General features: G+C 67.7%; 17 protein-coding genes. 6 read left to right on the top strand and 11 right to left on the bottom strand.

Annotated features, from left to right (window positions below; genetic code table 11):
- Positions 1-852, bottom strand: coding sequence for a helix-turn-helix domain-containing protein (locus A9974_RS03135; RefSeq protein ID WP_183002700.1), 852 nt, complete (start codon positions 850-852; stop codon positions 1-3).
- A 109-nt stretch (positions 853-961) separates the two neighbouring features.
- On the opposite strand from A9974_RS03135, the gene A9974_RS03130 reads away from it, so the two are divergent.
- From A9974_RS03130 to A9974_RS03120, 3 genes are all read left to right on the top strand, one after another.
- A complete protein-coding gene (locus tag A9974_RS03130; protein WP_183002699.1) occupies positions 962-1,213 on the top strand; it encodes a hypothetical protein in 252 nt (83 codons plus the stop codon).
- Between the two features lie 106 nt (positions 1,214-1,319).
- Positions 1,320-1,826 carry a DUF523 domain-containing protein gene (locus A9974_RS03125; protein ID WP_183002698.1) on the top strand — a complete coding sequence of 169 codons (507 nt, stop codon included), beginning with the start codon at positions 1,320-1,322 and terminating at the stop codon, positions 1,824-1,826.
- Positions 1,816-2,142, top strand: a complete 327-nt coding sequence (locus A9974_RS03120) for a hypothetical protein (RefSeq protein ID WP_183002697.1) — start codon at positions 1,816-1,818, stop codon at positions 2,140-2,142. Before A9974_RS03125 ends, A9974_RS03120 begins: the two co-directional genes overlap by 11 nt.
- Before the next feature lie 84 nt (positions 2,143-2,226).
- On the opposite strand, the gene A9974_RS03115 is transcribed toward A9974_RS03120, so the two are convergent.
- Together A9974_RS03115 and A9974_RS03110 are read right to left on the bottom strand one after the other, a co-directional pair.
- Complete coding sequence (locus A9974_RS03115) at positions 2,227-2,781, bottom strand: hypothetical protein (RefSeq protein WP_183002696.1); 555 nt, start codon at positions 2,779-2,781, stop codon at positions 2,227-2,229.
- A gap of 110 nt (positions 2,782-2,891) precedes the next feature.
- A complete protein-coding gene (locus A9974_RS03110) occupies positions 2,892-3,464 on the bottom strand; it encodes a carboxypeptidase regulatory-like domain-containing protein (protein ID WP_183002695.1) in 573 nt (190 codons plus the stop codon).
- 105 nt (positions 3,465-3,569) lie between these two features.
- On the opposite strand from A9974_RS03110, the gene A9974_RS03105 reads away from it, so the two are divergent.
- Positions 3,570-4,133: a TetR/AcrR family transcriptional regulator gene (locus A9974_RS03105; RefSeq protein ID WP_255467983.1), complete on the top strand. Its 564-nt coding sequence runs from the start codon at positions 3,570-3,572 to the stop codon at positions 4,131-4,133.
- Positions 4,134-4,239: 106 nt separating this feature from the next.
- Here A9974_RS03105 and A9974_RS03100 read toward each other — a convergent pair whose 3' ends face one another.
- On the bottom strand, positions 4,240-5,247 hold the full coding sequence (locus A9974_RS03100) for a tripartite tricarboxylate transporter substrate-binding protein (protein ID WP_183002693.1): 1,008 nt from the start codon (positions 5,245-5,247) through the stop codon (positions 4,240-4,242).
- 97 nt (positions 5,248-5,344) lie between these two features.
- Positions 5,345-5,752, bottom strand: coding sequence for a hypothetical protein (locus A9974_RS03095; RefSeq protein ID WP_183002692.1), 408 nt, complete (start codon positions 5,750-5,752; stop codon positions 5,345-5,347).
- Positions 5,753-5,968: 216 nt separating this feature from the next.
- Here A9974_RS03095 and A9974_RS03090 point away from each other — a divergent pair, with 216 nt between their 5' ends.
- Positions 5,969-6,853 carry a LysR family transcriptional regulator gene (locus A9974_RS03090; RefSeq protein WP_183002691.1) on the top strand — a complete coding sequence of 295 codons (885 nt, stop codon included), beginning with the start codon at positions 5,969-5,971 and terminating at the stop codon, positions 6,851-6,853.
- Between the two features lie 74 nt (positions 6,854-6,927).
- Here the strand turns inward: A9974_RS03090 and A9974_RS03085 are convergent, their stop codons facing one another.
- From A9974_RS03085 to A9974_RS03060, 6 genes are all read right to left on the bottom strand, one after another.
- A complete protein-coding gene (locus A9974_RS03085; protein WP_183002690.1) occupies positions 6,928-8,001 on the bottom strand; it encodes an ABC transporter ATP-binding protein in 1,074 nt (357 codons plus the stop codon).
- Complete coding sequence (locus A9974_RS03080; RefSeq protein ID WP_183002689.1) at positions 7,998-8,984, bottom strand: ABC transporter ATP-binding protein; 987 nt, start codon at positions 8,982-8,984, stop codon at positions 7,998-8,000. Before A9974_RS03080 ends, A9974_RS03085 begins: the two co-directional genes overlap by 4 nt.
- Before the next feature lie 2 nt (positions 8,985-8,986).
- Positions 8,987-9,874: an ABC transporter permease gene (locus A9974_RS03075; protein WP_183002688.1), complete on the bottom strand. Its 888-nt coding sequence runs from the start codon at positions 9,872-9,874 to the stop codon at positions 8,987-8,989.
- Between the two features lies 1 nt (position 9,875).
- The gene (locus tag A9974_RS03070; protein WP_183002687.1) at positions 9,876-10,793 is read right to left on the bottom strand and encodes an ABC transporter permease; all 918 of its coding nucleotides are present in this window, start codon (positions 10,791-10,793) and stop codon (positions 9,876-9,878) included.
- Between the two features lie 27 nt (positions 10,794-10,820).
- Positions 10,821-12,386: an ABC transporter substrate-binding protein gene (locus tag A9974_RS03065; protein ID WP_183002686.1), complete on the bottom strand. Its 1,566-nt coding sequence runs from the start codon at positions 12,384-12,386 to the stop codon at positions 10,821-10,823.
- Between the two features lie 180 nt (positions 12,387-12,566).
- A complete protein-coding gene (locus A9974_RS03060) occupies positions 12,567-13,337 on the bottom strand; it encodes a GntR family transcriptional regulator (protein ID WP_183002685.1) in 771 nt (256 codons plus the stop codon).
- A 200-nt stretch (positions 13,338-13,537) separates the two neighbouring features.
- Here A9974_RS03060 and A9974_RS03055 point away from each other — a divergent pair, with 200 nt between their 5' ends.
- Positions 13,538-14,719 carry an alanine--glyoxylate aminotransferase family protein gene (locus tag A9974_RS03055; RefSeq protein WP_183002684.1) on the top strand — a complete coding sequence of 394 codons (1,182 nt, stop codon included), beginning with the start codon at positions 13,538-13,540 and terminating at the stop codon, positions 14,717-14,719.
- Positions 14,720-14,781: the final 62 nt, after the last annotated feature.

Genomic DNA, 14,781 nt, shown 5'->3' with positions numbered 1-14,781 from the left:
TCAACGCGCCTGGATCTTGTGCTGACCGGGCGTCACGCCGTATTCGCGCTTGTACATGGCGATGAAGGCGCTGACATTGTCATAGCCCGATTCCAGCGCCGCGGCCGTCACGCTGCGGCCGGCCGCCAGCATTTCCTGGGCCCGCATCAAGCGGGCCTGCTGGCGCCAGGCGCCCAGCGTCAGGCCTGTTTCGTCCAGGAAGCGCCGCGCCAGCGTGCGCGGCGCCATGCCGATCGCGTCGGCCCATGCCGCCAGCGAGCGGGTGTCGGACGTGTCGCCGGACAAGGCCAGCGCCAGCCGCTGCAAGCGGGTGTCGCGTGGCAGCGTCAGTCCCTTGCCGGCGCGCGGCAGGCCGCGGATTTCATCGCGAACCAAGTCCACAATGCGTCCGCGGGCAGGATCCTGATCCGGCCAGTCATCTCCAAGGATTGCCTGATTCCGGGTCCGTTTGCCATCCGGGCCGCGCGCCGCGTCAGCCCAACTGGCGGCGCGCTCCACCGCCGCCAATAGCAGCGCCGACGCGTGCAGCGCGCAGGGTTCGGCGGGCAGGTCCGCGCACGCCGCTGGGCTCAGGTACGCGCTGTAGCCCGCATACGGGCCATGCGAGCGCAGTCCGTGCGGGCAATCGGGCGGAATCCAGATCGCGTGCGCAGCGGGCGCCACCCATTGCCGGTCGCCGGCGTAGACCGTCAACAAGCCGCGATACGCGCCAAACAACTGGCCGCGCGCATGCTGGTGCATGGCGGTGTGGCGTATCTCCGCATCATGGCGGCGCACGGCCAGCAGCCGTGGTCCGCCGGGCGTCCCGGCAAGGGCGGGTGCGATCAGGGGGTGGGGGGCGGACGGCTTCATGCTGGGCGGAGAGTTTGGCACAAATACGGTATTGATTGACCAAGTTACCGCAGGTTTGCCGTTTCCATGCGCCTATCGTGGGGCCTGTGCCCTTCAACAGGAGAAAACCATGAAAGCACAGGATGTGTTGCCGGACGATCAGGACGTTGGCCGTTTCCAGGGCGTGGCCGTGCGCAAGGGCACGGTTGGCGCCTTTCTGGCCAACGCGCGGGTCTGGGGCGATGCCAGCGCCGCGCCCGCAGCCCGCGAACAAGCGGCCCGCGATATGCAAGACGCCTTGCCCGCGCTGCGCGCGCTGGGCCTGTTCAACGTGCTGCAGGTGCGTGATCCGGCGCTGCGCCAGTGGCTGGACGCACGCTAAGACAAGGCGGGCCGGTGTTTTATCATTGGGCATTCTCGGGCGGTAAGCCCTTTGATGCGCCGTCCCCGGCCGTGTTGCCGGACGCGCATCGTTTGCCGGATGCTCCATGCAATATGTTCTAGTCAGCGCCTGTCTATTGGGCAAACCCGTGCGGTACGACGGCCGCGCGGTGCCCGCCCACCATGCCGTGCTGGCCGGCTGGCTTGATGCCGGGCGGGTGGTGTCGGTCTGTCCGGAAGTGGCGGGCGGCCTGCCCATTCCGCGACCGCCCGCCGAGATCGAGCCCGGCGCGGACGCCGCCGCCGTGCTGGCCGGACGGGCCCGCGTGATGGCTGTGTCCGGCGAAGACGCGACCCTGCCGTTCGTCACCGGCGCACACGAGGCCCTGGCCGCGGCGCGCAAGCAGGGCATCCGCATCGCGGTGCTCAAGGAAGGCAGCCCGTCTTGCGGCAGCGGCTATGTCTATGACGGCCGGTTCTCGGGCGTGAAGCAGCCCGGCCTGGGCGTGACGGCCCGACTGCTGGCCGACGCGGGTCTGCGCGTCTTCAGCGAACACCAATGGCAAGAGGCCGAGGCCTGTCTGGCCCGGCTGGAGGCCGGCCATGGGCGTTAACGTCGGCGATTGGCTGGTACTGGTGGCCGTGGCGGCTGGCGTGTTGTCGGCGTGGCGCCTGTTGGCCGGCACGGGGCGCGGGCGCCTGTTGGCACGCGTGGGTGCGGTGGTGTCGCTGGTATTCGCCGCGTTCTTCTTCTGGCTCTGGTATGCCATGTACCTGAAGTGGGATTTCAACGAACTGGGCCGCTACTACGACCCGGTGGATGGGGTGGTGTACACGGACTCGGGTTTCGTCTGGGTCCTGCCGGCGGGGCTGGCCTTGCTGGCTTGTGCGTTCTTTGCGTGGCGGGGCTGGGGCGGCCGGCGCGACTGAACGCTGCCGACGCTGCGTCAATGACATCGGCCCCGGCATCCTGTGATGGATGCCGGGGCCGATTGCTGCTAGCGTCAACAGGCCTCAGTTGGCCCGGTAGCCGCGGCTGTTCATGCAGGAATCCAGCGCGCGGTTGTAGGTGTCCACCATGACCTGCGTGGTCCATTGCGAGATGGTGGCCGGGTCATAGCCGCTTTGGTTCATGGCCCAGCGGTGGCATTCGTTCGACGCGCTGGCCTGGGCCTTGTTGACCGGGGCCGCGGCCGTGTATTGCACGGGGGCGTATTGCGGCTCGGGGGCGGCGTAGACCGGCGGCGCCGAATACACGGGCGGGGCTTCATAGACAGGCGCGGCGTACACGGGGGGGCTGTAGTAGGCCACGCCCGGCGCGTAGGTCGCCGTCTGGACGTAGGTGGGTCCGGAATTGGCCGCCAGGATCAGTCCGGTGGCGGCCAGCGCCAGCGCGCCGCCGACCCACCAGCCGCTGCCGCCTCCGCCGTGGGAATGGTGATACCCGCCGCCGTGGTAGCCACCGTGATAGCCGCCGTGGCCGCCTCGGTAACCGCCTGCGAAGGCGGGGGAACTTGCTAGGGCCAATGCCAGCGCAACGCCGACCATCCGACCTGTGAACCGCTTCATGATCTTGCTCCTGAGCCGCCAGGCCCGCATTGCAGCGGGTGGCGATACCGTACTGTAACGCCGCCAGCGCGCAATAGTTGTGTCAAGAACTACGAAGATTTCAAGTGATTTCAGGGCTTTACGGCCGTGGAGCGGCTATCCGTTGCGCGGCCAGGCGCATCATCGGCAGCCGGGCGATTGCCGGCCGGCGCGGTCGAGCCGGACCGGGCCTTGTCCGCGGCCGGATTTTCGCCGCGCATGAACGGCGATTCGCGTGTGCTGTTGCAGGAACGCGACTCTCCGCGTTTGAGTCTGATGACAAGATTGTCGTCAAACTTATCAGCGCTGCCGTCGTGGGTGGCGTAGGTTTCGTAGCCGGGTTTCTCGACGCACCAGTTCCAGAAGAAGACCTCGGAACCATGGATCGCCAGGACTTCCGTGCGCCATTCGTGACGCGAGTCGAACTGGGCGCGGCCATCGGAAGCTGTGTGTTTTTCGGTGCGGAAACGGTCAAAACCGTAGGGGTAGGCGGCCGCGATCAGGACCACCCGCGCGTCGGCCACGGGTTGCGATGACTCATCCAGAACGGTGAGGGCCGCGGCGGGCTGCAAGGTCTTGTAGACCGGGTAGGGAATGCAACCGGACAGCGACGTCACAAACGCTGCGGCGCAACAAATGAGGATGGAGCGCAACAATCGCAACATTGGGCGTTTCTATGTATGCAGGAATGTATGGCAAAAAGATTGGAAGGATAGTAATTTCACGCGATGACGACGGCACCACCCCCCTCATTACCGCAAGAAAAGCGTTTGACCAAGGGCGAACGCACACGGTTGCAACTCCTGGAAGTCGCGGCGGCTGAGTTCGCGGAACGCGGCTTCCAGCTTACCCGGATCAGCGACATTGTCGCCCGGGCGGGCGTGACGCAACCCGTGTTCTATCAATACTTTGCCAGCAAGCAGGCGGCCTACGACGAGCTCGTGGGCATGTTCGCGCAGCGGCTGCGGACAGAGGTCTGCCAGGCCCGCCTCGACGACGACCTGCAAGGCCTGCCGCAAGACGTGCGCATACGGCGCGGCGTCTGCAACTGGCTGGCCATCCTGCAGGAAGATCCCAACCTGACGCGCATCGGGTTCTTTCAGGTCGACGCGGCCGAGACGCTCAAGGACGAACTGGTGACGATGATCGCCGAGAACGTCCGCATCGAACAGCGCGCCGGCCTGTTTCGCCAGGACATCCCGCCGGAATGGCTGGCGCATGCCTTCATGGGCGTGATCGAACGCTTCACGCGGCAGACGCCGAACGAGCAGCAGCGCGAAGCGCTGGCCGACTTCATTACGACGATGTTCCTGGAAGGCGTGCGTCAGCGCTGAACGGGGCGGCAAGGCGGCCGCGCCGTGTTGGCTCCCGGCAGGCGATTCGGCCCGAGCAGACAAGTCTATCCAGACGCGCGCCCTGGCCGGGGCGAGAATACCGACGCTATTCGACCCGAGCGCCCGACGCGGCCACCAGCTTGCCTGCCGCGTCCCAATCCGCCTGCAGCAACTCCTGGAACTGCGCGGGCGACTTGGCCTCGGCTTCCACGCCCAGCGATGCCAGGCGGGTCTGCACCTTCGGATCGGCCAGCACCTTGTTGACGGCGGCATTGATCTTGTCGCGCTCGGCGGGGGCAATGCCGGCCGGCGCCAACAGGCCCAGCCAGGAATCGAAGCTGTAGCCGGGCAGGCCGCTTTCGGCCACGGTCGGCAGGTCCGGCGCGAAGCGCGAGCGCTTTGCGCCGGTGTAGGCCAGGAACACCACGCGCGGGTCGTTGCGGTAGGCGGTGACGCCGATGGTCGCGGCGGTGATGGCCTGCACCCGGCCGGCCAGCAGCTCGGTCACGGCGTCGCCCGTGGACTTCATCGGGATGTGCTGCATCTGCGCGCCGGCGCCGGTCAGGAACGAAGCCATGCCCAGATGCGAGGCGCTGCCGTTGCCGGCCGACGCGTAATCGTAGGCGCCGGGCTTGGCCTTGACCGCCTGGATGAATTCCGCCGTGTTCTTGGCCTTCAAGCCGGCGGACGCCAGGATGATGTAGCCGGTGTTGCCGATATAGGCCACGCCGGTGAAATCCTTGTACGGGTCGTAGTTCAGGTTCTTGTAGAGATAGCCCGCAATATGGTGGCTGGCCGCGGCCAGCACCAGCGTATTGCCGTCGGGCGTGGCGCGCGCCACCTGGGCGGTGCCCACGGTGCCGCCGGCGCCCGCGCGGTTTTCCACCACGATCGACGCATTCAATGCCTGGCCGAGCTCGTCGCTGATGGCGCGGGCGATAGTGTCCTGCACGGCGCCGGTGCCGTAGGGCACGACGATGCGGATGACGCGCTGGTCGGCGTGGGCCGCGCCCAGGCCCGCGCCGGCCAGGGCGGCGGTCAGAGTCAGCAGGACGGCGCGGCGGGTGAAGGCGCCGGATTGGGCGGGGCGGCGGGCGGTGTGGCGGATAGGCATGTAGCGGCAGATTCGTGGAGTGATGAGCGGCGTTGGACTCTACCGGTCCGGCCATCCCGCGCAAACGATTAATTCCGCGCTTGCTTATGCCCCCGCGTTATTGCGTGTCCGCCACCCAGGTTTCATGCAGGTGCCGCCATAACGGACGGCCGTCGGCGGCCGCGACGAAACCGGCGGTGGCGCGGCGCACGGTGGCGCCGCCATTCCAGGCGTGGGATTCGCGGTAGGTCAGCACGGCCGAGCCGGCGTCGGTGTGCCGCACGGCCAGCTCGTCGATGCCGATGCGCAGGCCGGGGCGGCTGCCGGCCACACGGGCGAACAGGCCGGGCAAGGCGCCGTCGGGCAGGCGCTGGCCATCGGGGGGGACCATGCTGAAGTCATCGGAAAAATGCGCCAGCAGGCGCGGCAGCGTGTCGGGCGGCAGATCTGCTTGGCCGATCCATTGTTCGATCAGGGCGTGGGCATCGTGCACCGCGCGGCGGCAGTGTTCGGAAAAATCCGGCATGAAGAATGGGCTCCGGCGCGGCGCCTGCGGCAAGGCGTTCGCCTCAATGGGACATCGGAATGGCCGATCCGGCAGCGCGGGGCGTCTTGCGATATCCGGAAAAGCGCCCGGCGGCCGGATCACGGAGCGCCATTCTAGAAACCGGATTGTCCAGAAAGAAGTCCTATCCAATGGATATACTGTTCGTATTTTTTTGACAATGAAACCAGACCATCCATGATCAACCTGAATCGGCTGGCAATGTTCGTGGCGGTGGTGGATGCCGGCTCGTTCACCGCCGCGGCGCTGGCGCTGGGCACGACCAAGGCGGTGGTCAGCTTCCATATCAAGCAGCTGGAACAGGAGCTAGGCGTCGCGCTGCTGGTGCGCAGCACCCGGCGGTTGGCCATGACCGAGGCGGGGCAGGGCTTCTACGCCGAATGCGCCGGCCTGCTGCGCCAGGCCGAGGCCGCGGTGGACCAGGCGCGCGCGGGCCAGAGCGAACTGTCCGGCAGCCTGCGCGTCACCGCCAGCGTGGATTACGGCAATCGCGTGGTGGCGCCGGCGCTGGCGGCGTTTGCACGGCGGCATCCGGCGTTGCGCATCCATTACCAGGCCGGGTCGGCCCACGCGGACCTGATTTCTGAACGGCTGGACCTGGCCATCCGCGTGGGCGCCCAGCAAGACTCGGGCCATCGCGCCGCGCGCATCGGGGAATTCAAGCTGCTGCTGGTGGCGTCGCCCGAACTGCTGGCCCGCCACGGTGTGCCGCGCACGGCGCAGGCGCTGGCCGCCATGCCGTGGCTGGCCAATCGCGCCGGCCGCAGTGATCGCTGGCGCCTGGCCGACAGCAAGGGGCGCGAACACGAGCTGCGGGTGGCGCCGGTGGCGCAGGCCGATACCGCGTCGGCGCTGCTGGCGTTCGCGGTGGCAGGCTGCGGCGTGGCGGCGTTGCCCGACTGGCTGTTGCAAGAGCCCTTGGCGCGCGGCGAGCTGCGGCGGGTGCTGCCGTCGTACGCGCTGCCGCCGCAGCCGGTCTACGCGATCTACCCGGATACCCGGCACGTCGGTGCCAAGGTGCGGCAATTCATCGATTTTCTGCGCGCGCGCGGCACGGGTTGACGCGGCATCGCGCCGGCGTTTCATTGCGGCCCGCGCCGCGCTTGATCAGCCCAGCGCGGGTGCGACGCGCTTGATCAGCCCAGCGCGGGTGCGACGCGCGGGCTGGCCGTGCTTGCGTCATCCGCGGAATACAGATGACACGCCACCACCGCGCCGTCGCGGGCGGCGAGTGCCGGCCGGTCCTGGCTGCATTGCGGCATGGCATGGCGGCAGCGCGGGTGGAAGGGGCAACCGGTGGGCGGATGCAGCGGGTCGGGAAACGCCAGGCCCAGGCCGGTGTCGGGAATGCCCAGCCCCGGCTCGGGCGTCAGCACCGACGCCAGCAGCGCCTGGGTGTACGGATGGCGCGGGTCGTGGAACAGGCGTTCGGTGGGCGCGGATTCCACCACGCGGCCCAGGTACATCACGGCCACGTGGGTGGCGATGTGCTCGACCACCGCCAGGTTGTGGCTGATGAAAATATAGGTCAGGTTGAATTCCCGCCGCAGGTCCATCAGCAGATTCATGATCTGCGCCTGCACGGATACGTCCAGGGCCGAGGTCGGCTCGTCGCAGATCACCAGTTCGGGGTGCATCACCAGCGCCCGGGCGATGGCTACGCGCTGGCGCTGGCCGCCGGACAGCTGCCCCGGCGTGTTATGGGCCAGCCGCGGCGGCAGGCCCACGCGTTCGAGCATATCGATGGCCAGGCGCATGCCGGGGTTGGGGATGCCGTGCACCTCCAGCGGCAGCGAGACGATGGACGCGATCGAGCGGCGCGGGTTCAGCGACGAATACGGGTCCTGGAAAATCGGCTGCACGCGGCGGGCCAGCGCGCGCCGGCTCATCTGGCGGATATCCTGGCCGTCCAGCCGGATGGCGCCCTGGGTCGGCGGGATCAGGCCCAGCAGCACGCGCGCCAGGGTGGATTTACCGCAGCCCGATTCCCCCACGATGCCCAGCACCGATCCGCGCGGCACCGCGAGGTCGACGCCATTGACGGCCTGCAGCGTGGTGGGCGGGCGGAACAGGCCGGTGCGGATGGAAAACTGCCGGCTGACGGCATCGGCCTGCAGCAACGGAATGCTGTTCGCGTGCGCTGCGGCTGAAGGGGCGGCCGTCAAACCGGACGCGGGGCTGAAATCGGATGTCGACGTCGTTGCGTTCATGCCGCCGCTCCTTGCGTGAGGATGCAGCGCCATTGCGGCCCCGGCGCATGGCCATGCACCGGCACGGTGTCGCGGCATGGCGGCTGGGCGTGGCTGCAGCGGTCGATGAAGGCGCAACCGCGCAGATCGCCCACCAGCGACGGCACCACGCCGGGGATCGTGCCCAGCGGCTGGCCCGGCGCGGTGCGCCCGGGCACGGGAATACAGCCCAACAGGCCCTGCGTGTAAGGGTGGCGCGGCGCGGCGAACAGGCTGGCGACCGGGCCTTCTTCGACGATCTGGCCAGCGTACATCACGGCCACCTGCCGGGCAATGCGGGCGACCACGCCCAGGTCGTGCGTGATCAGCACCATGGCGATGCCCAGCTCGGCCTGCAGATCGGCCAGCAGCCGCAGGATCTGCGCCTGGATGGTGACGTCCAGCGCGGTGCTGGGTTCGTCGGCGATCAGCAGTTCGGGTCCGCACATCAGCGCCATGGCGATCATGACGCGCTGGCGCAACCCGCCAGACAACTGGTGCGGATACTGGCCCAGGCGCTGCGCCGCCGACGCGATGCCCACTTTTTCCAGCAACTCCACGGCGCGGTCGCGGGCTTGCCGCGTGCTGGCCCGGCGGTGGTGGATGTAGTGCTCGGTCAACTGGTCGCCGATGGGGTAGGCCGGATTCAGGGCCGTCATGGGTTCCTGGAACACCATGGCCATCTTGTTGCCGCGCAGCGCGTTCACGCGCCGCGCCCGGGCGGTGGACAGGTCTTCGCCCAGCACCGCCAGGCGGCGGGTGCTGCGCCGGGCGGCCTTGGGCAGCAGGCCCATCACGGCCAGCGAGGTCATGGACTTGCCGCAGCCGGATTCGCCCACCAGGCACAGCGTTTCGCCGCGCGCCACCTGGAAGGACACGTCGCGCACCGCATGCAGCGTGCCGCGCGGGGTGGCGATGTCCACGGTAAGGCCTTGCACGTCCAGCACGATGTCTGTGGCGCTCATGGTCAGGCCCTCTCTTCGGGCGTCAGGAGTTGATGCAGGCCGTCGCCCGCCAGGTTGATCGCGAAGATCAGCAGCCCCAGGGCCGACCCCGGTATGGCGATCAGCCAGAACGAAAAGAACATATAGGCCTTGGCTTCGGAGATCATCAGGCCCCAGGACGGCAGCGGCGGCTGCACGCCCAGGCCCAGGAACGACAGCGAGGCCTCCAGCAGGATGGCGCTGGCCGCTTCCAGGGTGGCGATGACGATCAGCTGCGGCACCACGTTGGGCAGCACCTCGCCCCAGACGATGCGCCAGGTGGACGCGCCCGCCGCCTGGGCCGCGGACACGTATTCCAGCGCCCGCACCTGCTGGGTGGCGCTGCGCATGACGACGGCGTAGCGGTCCCACTTGAGCAGGCCCAGCACCAGGATCACCACCCAAAGGGAGCCGCCCACGATGGCCACGGTGGCCAGCGCTACCAGGATCACGGGCATGGACAGCCGCGTGGTGACCAGGAACGACACGGCCATGTCGACCTTGCCGCCGAAGTAGCCGGCCGCCATGCCCATGACAGTGCCGATCAGGCCGGAGATCAGCGCCACCGACACCCCGATCAGCAGCGAGATGCGGGCGCCGTAGAACAGGCGTGACAGGTAGTCGCGGCCCAGCTGGTCGGTGCCCAGCGGATGCAGCCAGGTGCCCTTGGCGTACCAGACCGGCGGCGCGGTGCGGTAGGCCAGGTCCTGGAAATACGGATCGTGCGGCGAGATCCACGGTGCGAACAATGCGATCAGCGTGATGATCAGCAGAATGCCGCCGCCGGCCAGCAGCGCCTTGTTGTGCCGCAGGCGGCGCCAGCGCAGGGCCGAGGCGGTCAATTCGGGCGGGGCGAGGGTTGCGGTATTCATGTCAGGACACCCGGATGCGCGGATCGAGCCACGCGTTGGCGATATCGGCGGCCAGGGTCAGCAGCACGTACAGCACGGACAGCAGCAGCACGATCAGCTGCATCACGGGGTAGTCCTTGTAGGTGATGCTCTGGTAGGCCAGGTAGCCCAGGCCGTCCAGCGCGTAGATGGTCTCGATGACCACGGACCCGCCCAGCAGGTAGCCCAGCTGCACGGCCGCCAGCGCCACCACCGGCACGATGGCGTTGCGCAGCGCGTGCTTGAAGATGATCTTGCGGGCCGGCAGGCCCTTGGCCCGGGCGGTGCGGATGTAGTCGGCGCCAAGCACTTCGACCATGCCCGCCCGGATCAGCCGCATGAAGGCCGGCGCCACGTAGTAGCCCAGCGCGATGGCCGGCATGACGAAATGCTGCCAGCTGCCGCTGCCCGATACCGGCAGGATCCGCAGCGAAATCGAGAACAGCATGATCAGGATCAGGGCGAAGAAGAAGTTGGGCAGCGCTTGCCCCAGCACCGCCACCGCCAGACAGGCGCGGTCGATCCAGCTGCCCTTGTAGAGAGCGGCCAGCACGCCCAGCGGAATGGAAATGGCCAGCGCGAAGGCCAGCGCGCCCAGGCCCAGCAGCAGGGTGGTCTTGAGCTTGGACAGGATCAGCGGCCCGGCCTCGGTCTTGAAATACACCGAGGTGCCGAAATCGCCCTGCAGGATGTGCCACAGCCAGTCGCCGTATTGCACGACCAGCGGCCGGTCCAGGCCGTAGGTCTTGCGGATCATGTCGATGTCGGCCTGGCGTGCGCCTTCGCCGGCCAGTGCCACCGCCGGATCGCCCGACAGGTGCAGCAGCAGGAAAGCCAGCACCGACACGGTCAGCGCCACCAGCACCGCCAGGCCCAGCCGCCTGATCGTGAAATAAAGCATGGATGTTTCTCCGCCTGGCTGTTGCGCTTACTTCCAGCTCATGTCCCAGAACCGCAGCAGCTCGTCCGAGTAGGGCTTGACGTTCAGGTCTTTGGTAGCAACGTAGTAGGCCGGCAGCGTCCACAGCGGCACCGCATAGGCCTTTTGCGCGATCAGGTCCAGCGCCTGCTTGTAGAGCGCGTTGCGGGCGGCGCCGTCGATGGTGTGGTCGCCCTTGTCCAGCAGGTCGCGCACCTGCGGATCGCGGGTCACGTCGTCGTTGCCGAAGGCGAAGTACACCGGGGTGGACGCGGACACGTCGTTGACCAGGTTGGACGCCCAGGTCTGGTGGGTCAGCGCGGCCTTGTTGGCGCGGATCATGTCGCGCATGGCGGCGTACTGCAGAAAATTGAGCTTGGCGCGGATGCCCACGGCCTGCAGGTAGTTGATGATGGCTTCTGTCTGGTTGCGTTCGCGGTAGGCGACGATGTCGATGTCAAAGCCGTTGGGGTAGCCGGCTTCGGCCAGCAGCTTCTTGGCCAGCGCGGGGTCGTACTTGTAGGTGGTGACGCCGTCCTGCGTGCAGCCGGTCTGCGACGGGGTGCAGATGGCGTTGATCAGCCCGCCGCCTTCGCCCACGATGTTCTTGAGCATGGACTCGCGGTCGATCGCATGGATGATGGCGCGGCGTACCCGCTCGTCTTTCAGCTGCGGGGCGGGCGTGCCGTCCTGGATGTTCATCTGCATGAAGACGATGCGCATGGTGTTGCCGGTGACCATCTGCAGTTGCGGCAGGCTGCCCAGTTGTTCGGCCTGATCCTTGGGCACGCTCATGATCAGGTCTTCGCCGCCCGAAATGACCTCGGCCATCTGGGTCTGGCGGTCCGGGATGAAGCGGATGACCACCTTGCCGATCTTGGGCTGAGCCTTGGGCGAGTCCTTGAAGTAGTCGGCGTTGCGTTCCAGCGTGATGGACTTGCCGGGCTGGTAGTCCACCACCTTGTACGGGCCCGAGCCCACCGGCTTGGCGTTCATGCCCTTGGGGCCGACTTCCTGGTAGTACTTGACCGGATGGATGGCCGCAGTGGTGGACAGGTATTCCTTGGCGCCGGGGAAGGGTTCCTTGGTGGTCAGGCGCACCTTGTACTTGCCCAGCTTTTCGACCTTGTCGATCCAGGCCACGTTTTGCTGCGTCACGGCCTTGTTCTTGGGGTCGGCCACGTAGTTCAGGGTGTACACGACCGAGTCGGCGTCGAATTCCTCGCCGTTGTGGAATTTGACGCCTTCGCGTAGCTCGAATTCCATCGTCTTGTCGTCGACCTGGGTCCAGCTCTTGGCCAGTTGCCCCTTGTACTCGTTGGTGACGGGGTCGCGGTACAGCAGCGTGTCCCAGACATTGGCGGCGATGATGACGCCGACGCGCACGTTGTTGAAATACGGGTCGACGCTTTCGGGGGCCTGGTCGTAGGCCATGCGCAGGGTGTCGTCTTTCTTGCCGGCCTGGGCGGGCGGAGCGGTGAGCGCGGCCGCGCCCAGCAGCAGGCAGGCCAGGGCGCGCAGGGGCGCGCGCAATGGAGACGGGAACGGAACGGATGTGACGCGGCGGTCGGCCATGGCGAGGCTCCTGTGGACCGGAACGGTGGAACGGAATACTGCGGGGTGCTGCATGAACCGGACGGCGAGCGGGCCGTCTGTTCACATGAATCAGTCACTGCGGTACTGCGTATCTAACGTCTCTGGCCGGGATGCGCCACCCCGATTCTTATAGGTTTTGCCGTCGCGCCTGGGCGATGCCTAAGAAGAATCGGACGGGCTTACTTGCGAGGCGGACAGGCTTTTCAGCGCGGCCTCGCATTTGCGCTGCAAGTGCTCGCGCATGATGCCGGCCAGGCGGTCGGCATCGCGGGCCGCCAGGGCATCGGCCATGTCGATGTGCTCGCGCATGGCCTGGTCCCATTTGCGCTGGTCTTCGTTCGAGACAAAGCGCAGGTTCTGGATGCGCGCGTTCTGCGCGTCGTACAGCTGCTTGAGCAGGTGGTTGTGCGCGGCCTGGCTGATGCGTTCGTGGATGTCGCGGTTGGTGCGAAAGTATGTGGGCAGGTCGCGGCGGGCGTGGCTGGCCATCATCTCGAAGGTCAGCGCGCGGATTTCGGCGATTTCCTGGTCGGTGGCGCGCTCGCAGGCCAGCCGGCAGGACATGGCTTCCAGGCCGCCGATGACCTCGAAGGCCTCGCGGATGTCGGCCACGCCCAGCGCCACTACCTGCGCGCCGCGGTTCGGTTCGATGCGCACCAGGCCTTCGGCGGCCAGCACGCGGAAGGCCTCGCGCAGCGGGGTGCGGGACACGCCCAGCAGGTCGCACAGGGTGCGTTCGTTCAGCCGCGCGCCGGGCGCGAATTCGCCCTGGATGATGCGTTCGCGCAGTTGGCCGGCCACGGTGGCGGGCAGGGTGCGGCCGGCGGCCGAGGCGGGGCGCGGCGGGTCGGCCAAGGACCCGTCAGGGACGCCGGCGGCAGCCGGGGCTGCCCGCTCGATGTCTGGCATCAGGCTGGGATCGCTGCGCATTGGTATACAAAAATTCCCCGTGTTTTTTCTGACTATAAACCGCGGGCCAAGGCTTTAATTATGGGTGAATACCCTAGCTTATAGGCTTAAAAACAATGGGATAGAGTGGCGCATGACGCTGCCGGGCCTGCCCAGGCCGTGCCATCTAATCGCTGCGCCTCTTTCGCTGGTATACAAAAAAATCCCCTCCAAGGCCACGCATGCATCCCCTCGAAACCTCCCGTTCCGGCCGGCATTTCCTGCAGATTCCCGGCCCCACCAACGTGCCCGACCGGGTGCTGCGCGCCATCGACCAGCCCACCATCGATCACCGCGGACCGATGTTCGGCCAGTTGGGGCTGGCGGTGCTGGCGGCCTTGAAGCCCGTGTTTCAGACCGAGTCGCCGGTGGTGATCTTTCCGTCGTCCGGCACCGGGGCCTGGGAGGCCGCGCTGGTCAACACGCTGTCCCCCGGCGACCGGGTGCTGATGTCCGAAACCGGCCACTTCGCCAGCCTGTGGCGCAAGCTGGCCGGCCGCCTGGGGCTGGAAGTCGATTGCCTGGCGGGCGACTGGCGCCGCCCGGTGGACGCGGCGGCCATCGGCGAGCGGCTGGCGGCAGATAGCCAGCACGCCATCAAGGCCGTCTGCGTGGTGCACAACGAAACCTCCACCGGCGTCACCAGCGACATCGCCGCGGTGCGCGCCGCGATCGACCGCGCGGGACATCCGGCCTTGCTGATGGTCGACACCATTTCATCGCTGGGCTCGGTGGACTACCGCCACGACGAATGGGGCGTGGACGTCACCGTGGCCGGCTCGCAAAAGGGCCTGATGCTGCCGCCCGGCCTGGCCTTCAATGCCGTCGGGCCGCGCGCGCTGGCGGCGGCCGACACGGCGCGGCTGCCGCGCTCATACTGGGACTGGCGCGAGATGCTGGCCGCCAATGCGCGTGGCTATTTCCCGTACACCCCGTCCACCAATCTGCTTTACGGCCTGTTTGAGGCGCTGGCCATGCTGCAGGCCGAGGGCCTGCCGCAAGTCTTCGCGCGCCACCAGCGCCATGCGCAGGCCACGCGGCTGGCGGTGCAGGGCTGGGGGCTGGAACTGCTGTCGCTGGACCCGGCCGCGCACAGCCCGGCGCTGACGGCGGTGCTGATGCCCGCCGGCCATGGCGCCGACGCCTTGCGCAAGGTGGTGCTGGACCGCTTCGACATGTCGCTGGGCCAGGGCCTGGGGCAGCTGTCCGACCGCATTTTCCGCATCGGGCACCTGGGCCACTTCAATGACCTGACGCTGTGCGGCACGCTGGCCGGCGTGGAAATGGGCCTGGCGGCCGCCGGTGTGCCGCACCGGCCGGGCGGTCTGCAGGCCGCGATGGAATTTCTGGCCAAGGCGCCCTGACGGCGCCTGGCCACGCTTTTAACGGCGGCCGGATTGCATCTGCATGGTCTGGCCGCGTCATC

It is taken from the genome of Achromobacter sp. UMC71 (assembly GCF_014170305.1).
Classification (GTDB): Bacteria; Pseudomonadota; Gammaproteobacteria; order Burkholderiales; family Burkholderiaceae_B; genus Achromobacter.
Note: the sequence above shows the minus strand (reverse complement) of the source record. Positions and strands in the feature narration are given on the sequence as shown.